Origin of the sequence: Siccirubricoccus soli (assembly GCF_024178315.1) — a bacterium.
GTDB lineage: Bacteria > Pseudomonadota > Alphaproteobacteria > Acetobacterales > Acetobacteraceae > Siccirubricoccus > Siccirubricoccus soli.
In genome coordinates this window covers 1-11,995 of sequence record NZ_JAMZIK010000234.1, presented here as the reverse complement: position 1 = coordinate 11,995, position 11,995 = coordinate 1, and the positions used below count along the sequence as shown (strand labels likewise).

14 protein-coding genes are annotated in these 11,995 nt (G+C 68.7%); 8 read left to right on the top strand and 6 right to left on the bottom strand.

Features of this window, described 5'->3' with window-relative positions:
* Both NJ376_RS27240 and NJ376_RS27235 read left to right on the top strand, forming a co-directional pair.
* Positions 1–874, top strand: an 874-nt coding sequence (locus NJ376_RS27240) for a hypothetical protein (RefSeq protein ID WP_252956506.1), incomplete at its 5' end; no start/stop codon positions are given.
* Between the two features lie 215 nt (positions 875–1,089).
* A complete protein-coding gene (locus NJ376_RS27235) occupies positions 1,090–1,767 on the top strand; it encodes a DUF599 domain-containing protein (RefSeq protein ID WP_252956505.1) in 678 nt (225 codons plus the stop codon).
* A gap of 137 nt (positions 1,768–1,904) precedes the next feature.
* On the opposite strand, the gene NJ376_RS27230 is transcribed toward NJ376_RS27235, so the two are convergent.
* The 3 genes from NJ376_RS27230 to NJ376_RS27220 are packed head-to-tail and all read right to left on the bottom strand — an operon-like array spanning position 1,905 to position 2,952.
* Complete coding sequence (locus NJ376_RS27230) at positions 1,905–2,300, bottom strand: RidA family protein (RefSeq protein ID WP_252956504.1); 396 nt, start codon at positions 2,298–2,300, stop codon at positions 1,905–1,907.
* A gap of 4 nt (positions 2,301–2,304) precedes the next feature.
* Complete coding sequence (locus tag NJ376_RS27225; RefSeq protein WP_252956503.1) at positions 2,305–2,742, bottom strand: hypothetical protein; 438 nt, start codon at positions 2,740–2,742, stop codon at positions 2,305–2,307.
* A 6-nt stretch (positions 2,743–2,748) separates the two neighbouring features.
* On the bottom strand, positions 2,749–2,952 hold the full coding sequence (locus tag NJ376_RS27220) for a DUF4169 family protein (protein ID WP_252956502.1): 204 nt from the start codon (positions 2,950–2,952) through the stop codon (positions 2,749–2,751).
* Between the two features lie 182 nt (positions 2,953–3,134).
* Here NJ376_RS27220 and NJ376_RS27215 point away from each other — a divergent pair, with 182 nt between their 5' ends.
* The 6 genes from NJ376_RS27215 to NJ376_RS27190 all read left to right on the top strand — a co-directional run bounded on the left by NJ376_RS27215 (position 3,135) and on the right by NJ376_RS27190 (position 8,310).
* On the top strand, positions 3,135–4,127 hold the full coding sequence (locus tag NJ376_RS27215) for a TRAP transporter substrate-binding protein (protein WP_252956501.1): 993 nt from the start codon (positions 3,135–3,137) through the stop codon (positions 4,125–4,127).
* Between the two features lie 103 nt (positions 4,128–4,230).
* Entirely contained in the window at positions 4,231–4,752 is a 522-nt protein-coding gene (locus NJ376_RS27210) for a TRAP transporter small permease (protein ID WP_252956500.1), read from the top strand.
* Positions 4,752–6,071 (top strand): TRAP transporter large permease, encoded by a 1,320-nt coding sequence (locus tag NJ376_RS27205; protein ID WP_252956499.1) that lies wholly within the window; start codon positions 4,752–4,754, stop codon positions 6,069–6,071. The genes NJ376_RS27210 and NJ376_RS27205 overlap by 1 nt, the downstream gene beginning before the upstream one ends.
* 69 nt (positions 6,072–6,140) lie before the next feature.
* The gene (locus tag NJ376_RS27200; RefSeq protein ID WP_252956498.1) at positions 6,141–6,296 is read left to right on the top strand and encodes a DUF3309 domain-containing protein; all 156 of its coding nucleotides are present in this window, start codon (positions 6,141–6,143) and stop codon (positions 6,294–6,296) included.
* Positions 6,297–6,364: 68 nt separating this feature from the next.
* Complete coding sequence (locus NJ376_RS27195) at positions 6,365–7,429, top strand: LLM class F420-dependent oxidoreductase (protein WP_252956497.1); 1,065 nt, start codon at positions 6,365–6,367, stop codon at positions 7,427–7,429.
* Positions 7,430–7,509: 80 nt separating this feature from the next.
* Positions 7,510–8,310 (top strand): amidohydrolase family protein, encoded by an 801-nt coding sequence (locus NJ376_RS27190; protein WP_252956496.1) that lies wholly within the window; start codon positions 7,510–7,512, stop codon positions 8,308–8,310.
* 54 nt (positions 8,311–8,364) lie between these two features.
* On the opposite strand, the gene NJ376_RS27185 is transcribed toward NJ376_RS27190, so the two are convergent.
* From NJ376_RS27185 to ychF, 3 genes are all read right to left on the bottom strand, one after another.
* Positions 8,365–9,042 (bottom strand): cysteine hydrolase family protein, encoded by a 678-nt coding sequence (locus NJ376_RS27185; protein ID WP_252956495.1) that lies wholly within the window; start codon positions 9,040–9,042, stop codon positions 8,365–8,367.
* A gap of 11 nt (positions 9,043–9,053) precedes the next feature.
* Positions 9,054–10,670 carry an ABC transporter substrate-binding protein gene (locus NJ376_RS27180; RefSeq protein ID WP_252956494.1) on the bottom strand — a complete coding sequence of 539 codons (1,617 nt, stop codon included), beginning with the start codon at positions 10,668–10,670 and terminating at the stop codon, positions 9,054–9,056.
* Positions 10,671–10,781: 111 nt separating this feature from the next.
* Positions 10,782–11,876 (bottom strand): redox-regulated ATPase YchF, encoded by a 1,095-nt coding sequence (gene ychF, locus NJ376_RS27175; protein WP_252956493.1) that lies wholly within the window; start codon positions 11,874–11,876, stop codon positions 10,782–10,784.
* Between the last annotated feature and the right edge of the window lie 119 nt (positions 11,877–11,995).

The window sequence follows — 11,995 nt, the reverse complement described above, 5'->3', positions numbered from 1 at the left end:
GATCGGCGGCGGCGCGGCGGCGGCCCTGCTGGCCGCCGGGCTCTGGCTCCTTCTCTCCCCCGCCGCCCCGCCCGCGCCAAGCGCCCCGGCGGAGCTTGCCGCGCCGCCGCCTCCGCCCCGCGCTGGCCTGCCGGCGACGCCGCTGCTGGAGGAGGAGGCGATCCTCGCCCTGCAGCCAGCCCAGCCCGGCATGGTGCGGGTGAAATCCAATCCGCGCGTCTTCGTCCTGCTCTTCACCGAACTGGAGCAGCAGGGCGCGGCGCTGAACCGCGTCGCCGCCCTGGTGGAGAAGCGCGGCCTGCCGCGCGACCGGCTGCTGGGCGACGCCGAGCTGGCGGCGGCCATTGCCGCCAGCGGCGATACCCCCGCCACCTGGTTCTACGGTCATGACTACCGGCTGGGCGACCTCAACCGCTTCTTCGCCCTCGCGGAGCGCGACCAGGTGCCGCTGAACGAGGCCGAGCTCTGGGTCCGCGACCGGCTGCGGGAGGCGGTGGCCCAGGCGGTGCCGGGGGAACCCCTGGCGCTCGTCTCCATCGCCAATGCCGGGCCGCGGATGGATGCGGCGATGCGCGCCGCCATCCTGAGGCATGAATTGGCGCATGGCCATTACTTCACCTGGCCGGGCTTCGCCGAGCATGTCCACATGGTGTGGCGGGAGCGCTTCTCCGAGGCGGACCGCCAGGCCCTCACCCGCTTCCTCGGCCGGGAGGGTTATGACGCCGGCAATGCCGACCTCATGGCCAATGAGGCCATGGCCTATCTGCTCTTCACCCCGGATGCCCGGATCTTCGACGCCGCTGCCCTCGGCGTGACAGAGGCGCAGCTTGAGCGGCTGCGTGGGCTGATGCGGAACGGCCTGCCGCTGCCCTGATAGCGGCTTGGAAAGTCCGAGCCGAGTGTTGCGCGCGGGTTGGTGTGGCGGCTGCGTGCCAGCTTCAAGACCATGCCAGCGGCGCGCCCGTGGACCGCATCGGTCGGCATGTCGCGTGGCCGGTATGAGGCCCGGGCGTGGCGGCGAGGCTTGCCTTCCGCCGCGCGCCGCGGAGGATGCGCGCCATTTCCTGCACGGTGGAAGGAGATGGCTGCATGCGCTCGCTCGGCGCGCTCGACTGGCTGGCGCTCGGGGTCTTCGTCCTCTCCTGGCTCGGCTATGCCTGGGCGGTGGACAGGTTGCCGGTGCTCAGGCGGCGCAGCGTCATCGCCGCCATGAACGAGCACCGCCACCGCTGGATGCGCGCCATGCTGCAGCGGGAGAACCGCATCATGGATACGCAGATCATCGGCAACCTGATGAACAGCACCTCCTTCCTCGCCAATACCGCCATCTTCATCCTGGGCGGGCTGGTGGCGATGATGGCGGCGCCGGAGCTCGGGGCGCGGGTCTTCGCCATGCTGCCCTTTACCACCACGCCCGATCCGGCGGCCTGGGAGCTGAAGGTCTCGCTGCTGCTCTTCATCTTCGTCCGCGCCTTCTTCGAACTGACCTGGGCGCTGCGGCAGTTCAACTACTGCTCCATCGTCATGGGCGGGGTGCCGCCGGGGCCACCGGACGCGGCGGCGGAATTCCAGGCGAACATGGCGGCGGAGGTGGCGAACCGGGCGGCGCGGCACTTCAACACGGGACTCAGGGCCTATTATTTCGGCTTGGCGGCGCTGGCCTGGATCCTTCATCCGTTGGCACTGGTGCTGGCCTGCCTGGTGGTGGTGTGGGAGCTGTACCGGCGGGAGTTCCGGTCCGAAGTAAGGAAGGCGCTGCAGGGGTGAGAGGGGCTTCGCCCCTCTCACACTCTCCCCACCAAAGGCCGAAAGGCCTTTGGACGCCAGGAGGTTGGAGCGCGCAAATGCAACCTGCTGACTCGAGGGGCCGGGGGCCTTGTGGTTCTTGAAGGGGCCGCGCTCCCTCAGGGCCGCCTGGCGACCGCCTCGATCTCCACCAACGCCCCCAGCGCCAGCGCCGTCACGCCGATGCAGACCCGGCTGGGCCGCGCCCCGGGCGGAAAGGCCTCGGCATAGGCCATGTTCATCGCCGCGTAGTCGCGCTCGAACCGCGTCAGATAGACGCGGCAGGAGACGACATGCTCCAGCCCCAGGCCGAGCGCACCGAGGCTCCGCGCCAGATTGGCCAGGGCGCGCCGCGTCTGCGTGGCGACATCCGGCGGCAGCGGCGCTTCCGGCGCGTCCAGATCCCGGCCGAGCTGGCCGGTGAGATGCACCCAGCCATCCGCCTCCACCGCATGGCTGGCGGGGGAGACGGTGGGCGGGAAGCCCGGCAGGATGTGGCGTGTCGGCAGCGCCACGCCCTCAGGCCTTCCGCATCTGCACGGAGTAGCGGCAGAGCCCGTAGGCGTATTCGCCGATGAAGCCATCCTCGCTGAAGACGCCGCTGGTGGCGATGGTGCGGTCCAGCCTCTCCGCCATGCGGACGGAGCCTTCCGCCCCGACCATGCCGGTGAGGGTCATGCCGGTCTGCGGATTGATGACGAGGCTGGCACGGCCCTGGCGCACCTGGATCTGTCGCGGCCCGGCCATGGCTTGGGGGCAATTGCGCATGCGGTCCAGCACCAGCGTAACCTCGCCATTGTACAGCCCGTCATAGCGCGTCACCGGGCCAGCAGCGGGCGTCGGAGCCTCGGCGGTGCGCGGAGGGGCCCCGCCCTGGAAGCTGCTGGCTTCCGGGATCGAGGTCTCGTTGGCGCAGGCGGCAAGGGCGAGCGCGAGAAGCGGCAGGGCGGCGCGCATGGGTGTTCAGCTCTCCGGAATGTCTCCAGGCGAGGCGTCCTCCCGGCGGGCGCCGTCCAGCAGCGCCTGGCGGCGCGCCTCCGCCCGCCGGTCATTCGCCTTCTCGGCGCCGGTACGGCCATGCTTTGCACGGTTCGCCGCGGCCTCCGCCGCCGCCGCGTCCCGCGCCTTGGCCTTGCGCACCCGGTTGAGATTGACGACCTCGCCCATGGGATGAGGATACCGCCAACGGCACCGGCCGGGAACCTGTGCCGGGGGCGCGTCGCGGCCGGCGCCTTGCCGGAACGCCACGCCGGCCGAAGTAACTGACAGGTTCCCTCCCGCACCGATTTGCGTCTAGGCTCTGCCGGAAAGCCGGCAGCATAGCCGGTCGGAAGGTCCAAGGAGGAAATATGTACCGCAGGGCCCTGCTGGGCAGTGCGCTGGCCGCGCCTGCCCTTCTCAGCTTTCCCGTACGCGCCCAGGCACCCATCACCCTGAACGGGGCCAGCCAGTTCGGCGACGACCACCCCTATACCAAGGCCATGATCCGCTTCGAGGAGCTGGTGAAGCGGTACTGGGGCAAGCCGATCAATTTCGTGCTGCACAAGAACAGCAGCCTTGGCCTGGAGAAGCAGTATTTCGAGTACATGGCCCAGGGCCGGGCGGTGGACTACGCCGTGGTCTCCCCCGCGCACATGTCCACCTTCTCCAAGGCGGCGCCCTTCGTCGATGCGCCCTTCATCTTCCGCGGCCTGGCGCACTGGAACCAGGTGCTGGAGCAGGACCTGTTCAAGCCGGTGGCGGATGAGGTGGAGAAACGTGCCCGCGTCGCGATGATCGGCTATGGCGGCGGCGGCGTGCGCAACATCTTCTTCGCCAAGCCGGTGCGCAACCTGGCGGAGCTGCGCGGGCTGAAGGTGCGGGTGCAGGGCGCGCCCATCTGGTCCCGCACCTTCGCCGCCATCGGCATGTCGCCCACCGTCATCGCCTACAACGAGATCTACAACGCCATCCAGAACAACGTCATCGACGGGGGCGAGAACGAGGCGGCGGGCGTGGAGCAGATGCGCTTCTACGAGGTGGCGCCGCAGCTGGCGATGACCCAGCACGCCATCACCATCCGCCCGCTCTGCTTCTCCGTGCAGACGCTGAACCGGCTGCCGACCGACCTGCAGGCCGCCATCCGCCGCGCGGGGCGGGAGGCGAGCGCCTTCCACCGGGAGGCGGAATCCGGCGCCGACAGCCAGATCCTGGAGACGCTGGAGAAGGCCGGCAAGCTGCACCGGGTGGAGTTCACCGACCGCGCCGAGATGAAGCGGCTGGTGGACCCGGTGATGGCCGCCTATGCGCGGGAGATCGATGCGGAGAGCATCCTGAACCGGATCAACGCGCTGACGGCCTAGCGCCGGGCCGTCCCCTGCCCCTGCCCCCGCCCTCCCGCCTCCTCCCCGCTGGGCCGGGAGGGTTCGGGTGGGGGTTTCCCGCCTCCCTTCCCAGGGTCCCTGCATGCTCCTTCCCGCACCCGGCGCGCCGGCGGCGCTCCGCCTCCTGAACCGCGCCCTGGCCGGCGCGATCCTGTGGCTGCTGATCGTCGCCGTCGGCATCCTCGTCATCCCCGTCAGCCTGCAGATCTTCTCCCGCTACACCACCCTCATCCCCAGCTACATCTGGACGGAGGAGCTGGCGCGCTTCTGTCTGGTCTATGCCGTCATGCTCGGCGCCATGCTGGCGGTGCGGGAGGGGACGCATTTCACCGTCGATGTCTTCCCCCGGCTGACGCCGAAGGGGGAGGCGAAGGTGGAGCTGCTCTCCGGCGTCTTCATCCTGCTCTTCGCCTTCGTCTTCCTCTGGTGGGGCTGGGAGTTCACGGAGTTCGCCTTCTACCGGATCAGCGAGCTGGCGGAGCTGCCGCTCTGGCTGATCCACATGGTCTGGCCGGTCGCCGGCCTGGTCTGGCTGCTCTTCGAGGCGGAGCGGATGCTGGATGCCGCCGCCGTGCTGCGGAGCCCAGGGGAGAAGCATTCGTGATGGGCGGCAACATCCTGTCGCCCGGGGAAGCGGCGAGCATCCTCTTCGGCATCTTCTTCCTGCTGCTGGTGCTGCGCGTGCCGGTCGCCGTCTCGCTCGGCCTCGCCTGCCTGCCCATCCTGCTCATCGAGCCGCGGCTCTCGCCGATGATGCTCGCGCAGGAGACCTTCAACGCCTACAACTCCTTCATCCTGCTGGCGGTGCCCTTCTTCCTGCTGACCGCCAACCTGATGAACATCGGCGGCATCACCGACCGGCTGATGCACTTCTCCCGCACCCTCGTCGGACATTTTCCCGGTGGGCTGGCGCAGATCAACGTGGTGCTGTCCATCTTCTTCGCCGGCATCTCCGGCAGTTCCACCGCGGATGCCGCCAGCCAGTCCAAGATCTTCATCGAGGCCCAGCGGAAGGAGGGTTATGACGACAGCTTCTCCGTCGCCATCACGGCGGTCTCCGCGGTGCTCGCCGTCATCATCCCGCCCTCGATCCTGATGATCGTCTGGGGCGGGGTGCTGACGGTCTCGATCGGCGCGCTGTTCCTGGCCGGCATCGTGCCCGGGCTGCTGATCGGGCTGGTGCAGATGGCGACCGTCCATGCCTATGCCAAGGCGCGGGGCTACCCCACCTATCCGCGCGCGACGCTGGGTGAGGCGGTACGGAGCTTCCTCGTCTCCATCCCGGCGCTGACCACGCCGCTCATCATCATCGGCGGCAAGATCTTCGGCTGGTTCACCGCGACGGAGAGCGCCTGCATCGCCGTGCTCTATGCCGGCTTCCTTTCCCTGGTGATCTACCGGGAGATGGACATGAAGGGGCTGGTGGCGGCGCTGGCGGATACCGGGCGGCTGGCGGGGGTTGCGCTGTTCTGCGTCGGCACGGCCAGCGCCTTCGGCTGGCTGCTCGCCTTCTACCAGATCCCGCAAGCGCTGCTGGCCAATGTCCAGACCTGGGGGATGGGGCCGATCGGCGTCGGCTTCTTCATCGCCCTCGTCTTCCTGGTGGTGGGCTGCTTCCTGGATGCCATCCCGGCCATCATCATCGTCGGCGCCATCCTGCAGCCCCTGGCCCAGGGGGTGGGGATGGACCCGGTGCATTTCGCCATGATCGGCATCGTCTCCCTGGCCTTCGGCCTGGTGACGCCGCCCTACGGGCTGTGCCTGATGATCGCCTGCTCGGTCGCCGGGATGCGCATCAAGGATGCGCTGAAGGATACCTGCATCATGCTGCTGCCCATGCTGGCGGTGCTGGCGGGGATCATCCTCTTCCCCCAGCTCGTGCTGTTCCTGCCGGGGCTGATCTCCCCCGAATTCCTCAGGTAACCGTGATGGCCGGTGCCGCAAACGGCACCGGCCCCGGCACGTTGCCGCCTCGCAACCGGAGAGGCGCCGATGAGCTCGACCATCCTGCTGATCATCCTCATCATCGTGCTGCTGGGCGTGCTGCCCACCTGGCCCTACAGCGCCGGCTGGGGCTACTACCCGAGCGGCATCCTGGGCGTGATCATCATCGTGCTGCTGATCATGGCGCTGACCGGGCGACTCTAGCTCCCCCAGTTGGCAGAAGGGCCGGAATCCGGCAGCCTCTCCCCCGACAAGAGCGGGAGGGGACCAGGATGCGGCTTGGCCTGTCGATCGGCTATTCGAAGGCGCAGCTCGATCTGCCGGTGAAGCTGGTGCAGCGGGCGGAGGAGCTGGGCTACGACACGGTGTGGACGGCAGAGGCCTATGGCACGGATGCCGTCACGCCGCTGGCCTATCTCGCCGCCATCACCAAGCGGATCAAGCTCGGCACCGCCGTCATGCAGCTGGCGGCGCGCTCGCCGGCCAATGCGGCGATGTGCGCGGGCACGGTGGATGCGCTGGCCGGCGGCGGGCGCTTCATCGCCGGGCTTGGCGTCTCCGGCCCGCAGATCGTGGAAGGCTGGTACGGCGAGCCCTGGGGGCGGCCCTATTACCGGGTGAAGGACTACGCCGCCATCATGCGCAAGATCTGGAAGCGGGAAGCGCCGCTGACGCATGAGGGGACGGAGATCAGCCTGCCCTATACCGGCGAAGGTGCGCTCGGCGTCGGCAAGCCGCTGAAATCCATCCTGCACATGAACCCGGACATCCCGATCTATCTAGGCACCGAGACGGATGCGATGGTGCGGCTGACCGGCGAGATCGCCGATGGCTGGCTGGCGCTGGGCTTCGTCCCCGGCTCGCTCTCGCACCACATGCCGATGCTGGAAGAAGGCTTCCGCCGCTACGAGAAGGCGACGGGGAAGAAGAAGACGCGCGCCGACTTCACCATCCAGGCCTCCTGCCACGTCATCGTCGATGAGGACGTGAAATCGGCGCTGGCGCGGCTGAAGCCGGAGGTCGCGCTCTATGTCGGCGGCATGGGGCACAAGGACAAGAACTTCCACAAGGACATGATGATCCGCCGCGGCTTCGGCGACGCCGCCGCCCGCATCCAGGAGCTGTACCTGGCCGGGCGGAAGGAGGAGGCGAACGCCGCCGTGCCGGATGAGTGGGTGGACATGAAGTCGCTCGTCGGCCCGCCGGCGCGGATCAAGGAACGCTTCAAGGCCTGGGAGGAGAGCGGGGCGGATGCGCTGACCGTGCGCTCCCGCCAGCCGGAGGCGATCGAGGTGATGGCGGAGGCGGCGCGGCTGAACGCGAGGGCCGTGGCATGAGCGCGTCCGATGACCGGAGCGGCGCTGCGCGCGGAGGTCCGAATCGGCCGCGCCATCCTTTCAGGATCATCGACGCCCAGGTGCATATCTGGGGGAGCGGCGAGCCCTCCGGCCTGCATCGCAAGACGCCGGTCTTCACCGCGGAGGAACTGCTCAAGGAGATGGACGAGGCCGGGGTGGATGCGGGGGTGATCCACCCGCCGATGTCCTGGGACCCGAGCGCGAACGACATCGCCGAGGCGGCGGCGGCGAAATATCCGGACCGATTCGCGGTGCTGGGCCAAGTGGATCTGACCACGCCGGAGACCAGCCGCCCGCTGCTGCATGGCTGGCGCAACCGCCCGGGGCAGAAGGGGCTGCGCTTCCCGCTGGTGCGCAAGGAACAGCGGGACTGGCACAGCGACGGCACCATGGAATGGCTCTGGCCTGTCGCCGCCAAGGAAGGGTTGCCGGTCGCGCTGCTGGCGGGACGCTTCCTGCCGAGCTTCCGCCGCATCGCCGAGGCGCATCCCGACCTCCGCCTCATCATCGACCATTGCGGGTTGATGCGGGAAGCGATGGACGAGGCCGCGCTGGTGACGCTGGACGACCTGGTGGCGCTGGCGAAGCTGCCGAACGTGGCGGTGAAGGCGACAGGGGCGCCGGGCTACTCCACCCAGCCCTACCCCTACCGCAACATCCATGACGCGCTGCACCGGACCTTCGATGCCTTCGGGCCGCAGCGCTTCTTCTGGGGCACGGACATCACCCGCATGCCCTGCAGCTACCGGCAATGCGTGACGATGTTCACGGAAGAGCTGCCCTGGCTGAAGGGGCAGGATCTGGAATGGGTGATGGGACGCGGGATCGCGGCCTGGATCGGGTGGGATTACCGGTTCTGAGGGAGGCAGCGCCTCCCCCAAACCGGTCTCGGAAAGCCTGGTTCAGCGTCCCACTCAGGCCAGTTGCGGCGTCCGCTTTTCCCACTCCGCGATCACCACCTCGCTCGGCACCACGTCGTAGCGCGTGCGCTGCACGGTCAGGGATGCCTCGTGCAGCGTCCGGTCATGGGTGGCGATCGCATCCTCCACCACCACCGGGTAGTAGTCGTAGAAGCCGGCATCGCGCGCCGTGCTCTCCACGCAGCCCTGCGTCACGAAGCCGCAGCACACCACGGTGCGGATGCGATGGACGCGCAGGATCATGTCCAGGTTGGTGCCGACGAAGGCGCTGCTCCGCCATTTCTGCACGATGATGTCGGAGGGCTCGGGCTGCAGCCCGGGGACGAATTCCGCGCCCCAGCTTCCCACAAGGCACATGTCGGCGTCGCCCGGGTCCAGCTTGTTGTGCAGCGCCATGAAGCGCAGCCAGCCGGGCGAGGTGGATTTGCCGTCCGGCAGCTTCTGGTTCTGGATGAAGATCACCTTGCACCCGGCCGCCCGGGCGCGGTCCACCAGCCTCGCCGCCGCGGCGATGGCGGCGGGGAAGGCGGACATGTCCTTGCCGCCGCGGGCGAAGATCCCGCCCTCTGAGCAGAAGTCATTCTGCGGGTCGATCACCACCACCGCGGTATGCGCCGGGTCCACCAGCTCATGCATCTCGGTGAAGACTTCATGCCCATCGATCACCAGCATCGCACCCTCCCCTACCTCGTCACCGTGATCCAACGCAGATTGACCGTGTCATCCGCCAGCGGCGTGGCCGTCACGCCGCGTCGTGCCGCCCAGACGATCACCTGTTGGTGCAGGGGGACATAGGCGATGTCCCGGCGGAAGATCGCGTGCACCTCGTTGATCAACCTGCGCCGCTCCTCGCGGTCGATGCTCTGGCCGATGCGGCGCAACAGCACGTCCAACTCCGGGTTGCGGTAGCGGCCGACATTGAAGGTGCCCTGGCCCTCGCCGATCGCCACCGTCGGATTGTCGTCCTGGCGGGTGGCGAGGTTGTAGAAGAAGGCCTCCAGCGCATCGAAGGAATTCGGCGTCCAGCCCTGCAGGTACATGTCCGGCCGCTCGGCCAGCAGCCGCTGGAAATAGACCGATTTGGTCTGGGACAGCAGCGTGGCGCGGATACCCACGCGCGCCAGCATGGCGCTGACCGCGACGCAGATCGCCTCGTCATTCACGTAGCGGTCGTTCGGGCAGCGGAGCTGCAGCGCGAAGCCGTCCGGATAGCCGGCCTCTCGCAGCAGGCGGCGGGCGGCGTTGGGGTCGTAGGGCAGGCGCTGGTCCTGCGCCTGGTCATAGCCCTCGACGCCCGGCCCCACCAGCAGCCCGGTCGGCCGCGCCGCGCCGCGCATGACGGTGCGGCGCACCGCCTCGATGTCAATGGCGCGGTAGATCGCCTCCCGCACCCTCACGTCGCGCAGTGGGTTGGGCTGGCCGTTCAGCAGGGTCTCGCCGGAATGGTTCAGGCCGAAATACATGGTGCGGACTTCCGGCACCTCCAGCACCTGCACGCCGGGCACCTCGCGCAGCCGGGCGATGTCCTGGGTCGGTACCGGATGCACCAGGTCCAGCTCGCCGGAGATCAGCGCCGCCATGCGCGTGGGGTCGGAGCGGACGGGGGTGAAGATGGCGGTATCGACATTGCCCTCGTTCTTCCCCCACCAGCCCGGGTTGCGCACCAGCACGGTGCGCTGGTCCGGCGCGCGGGACTGCACCCGATAGGCGCCGCTGCCATTGGCGTTCAGCGTGGTGTAGCCGGTACGGCCCTGGTTGTTGTTCGCCACCTCCACCGCGTTGTTGGCGCGCGACCAGCCTTCGTCCAGGATCAGGATATTCGCCAGCTCGTTCAGCAGCGTGGCACGCGGGCCCTTGGTGACGATGTCGACCGTATGGCTGTCCACCTTCTCCACGCGCAGGATGCCGGAGGTGTGGGACTGCACGTTGGAGGTCGGCGAGGCAGCGCGGGCGAGGCTGAACACCACGTCATCGGCATCGAAGCGCTCGCCGCCCTGGAACGTCACACCCTGGCGCAGCACGAAGCGCCAGCGATCCGGCGCCTCCGTGGTCCAGCTCACCGCCAGGGCGGGCTCGATGGCGTGGTCGCGGCCGCGCGTCACCAGCGGGTCGTAGACATTGCCCAGGAAGCGCAACGTCATCGTCTCGTTGTTCGCATGCGGGTCGAGCGAGAGGGCGTCGCTCTGATAGGCCCAACGCAGGGTCTCCGCGCCCGCCGGCACAGCCGTCAGCAGCGTACCGGCCGGCGCGGCCAACAGCAGCGCGCCCAGCATGGCGCGACGCAAGGTTCTGATGATCATCGGGCACTCCCGCGGCGTGGCTGCGGTGTGCCTGGCGTGTTCCCGGGCCGGGAGCCTGCGGGGAAGGCGGCGCGAGGTCAAGCGGGCGGGGCGCCATCCCCGCCGATGGCGTCAGACGTTGAAGCGGAAGAGCAGGACGTCGCCGTCCTTCACCACGTATTCCTTGCCTTCCACGCGCATCTTCCCGGCTTCCTTGGCGCCGGCCTCGCCGCCCAGGGCGACGTAGTCGTCATAGGCGATGGTCTCGGCGGCGATGAAGCCGCGCTCGAAATCGCCATGGATCACGCCGGCGGCCTGCGGCGCCTTGGTGCCCTTGGTGATGGTCCAGGCCCGCGTCTCCTTCGGCCCCACGGTGAAGTAGGTGATCAGGCCGAGCAGCGCGTAGCCGGCGCGGATGATGCGATCGAGGCCACTGTCCTCGAGACCGAGGGAGGCGAGGAACTCGCCGCGATCCTCCTGCGGCATCTGGCTGATCTCCGCCTCGATGGCCGCCGAGACGACCACGGCGCGGGCGCCCTGCGCCGCCGCCATGGCGAAGACCTTCTCGGAATGCGCATTGCCGGTGGCGGCGCTGGCTTCCTCCACATTGCAGACGTAGAGCACGGGCTTCGTCGTCAGCAGTTGCAGCCGCTTCGCCGCCTCCTCCTCGCCCTTCGGCACGGCGGTGCGGGCCGGCTTGCCCTCCTGCAGCGCCTTGATGATGGGCTCGATCAGGGCGAGCTGCGCCTGGCTTTCCTTGTCGCCGCCGCGGGCGCGCTTCTGCAGGCCGATGACGCGCTTCTCCAGCCCGTCCAGATCGGCGAGCATCAGCTCGGTCTCCACCGTCTCGGCATCCCGCACCGGATCGACGCTGCCTTCCACATGGGTGACGTCGGAATCCTCGAAGCAGCGGAGGACATGGACGATGGCGTCCACCTCCCGGATATTCGCCAGGAACTGGTTGCCCAACCCCTCGCCCTTGGAGGCGCCGCGGACCAGGCCGGCGATATCGACGAATTCCAGGCTGGTGGGGATGATCTTCTGGCTCTTGCCGATCTTCGCCAGCGCGCCGAGACGCGGATCGGGCACCCCGACGCGGCCGACATTCGGCTCGATGGTGCAGAAGGGGTAGTTCGCCGCCTGCGCGGCCGCGGTCTCGGTCAGCGCGTTGAAGAGGGTGGATTTGCCCACATTGGGCAGGCCCACGATGCCGCAGTTGAAGCCCATTTTCGCTCTCCGAGAGGGGGCGCTGCCCCATTCGGGCTCTTCCCCGCCAAAGGCCGGAGGGCCTTTGGAAACCATGAATCAGACCCGACGGGCCGACCGCAGAACTCAAGGCGGGTCGG